General features: G+C 65.4%; 1 protein-coding gene. It reads right to left on the reverse strand.

Going from position 1 to position 260, the window contains the following annotated elements; all coding sequences use genetic code 11:
* The coding region (locus SB764_RS41825) for a hypothetical protein (protein WP_410867010.1) at positions 1-260 on the reverse strand (260 nt) is incomplete at both ends.

Genomic DNA, 260 nt, shown 5'->3' on the forward strand with positions numbered 1-260 from the left:
GTAGCGTCTGCTGCCGGCTCGTCCTTGGCGATGATGCCGATGTCGGGCTGGTCCTGGTTGGCCGGATCGTTCATCGGCGCGGTTTCGACGTGCTCGACGTCGTCGTCGCGGCGATGCTCTTCGGCTTCCGCGCGCAGCAGCGCCTGGCGATCGGCCAGCGGGATCTGGTAGTAATCAGGGTGGATTTCGGCAAAGGCCAGGAAGCCGTGCCGGTTGCCGCCGTAATCAACGAAGGCGGCCTGTAGCGAGGGTTCTACCCG

The sequence above is a fragment of the Paraburkholderia sp. SIMBA_027 genome (assembly GCF_046535315.1).
Taxonomy (GTDB): Bacteria; Pseudomonadota; Gammaproteobacteria; order Burkholderiales; family Burkholderiaceae; genus Paraburkholderia; species Paraburkholderia tropica.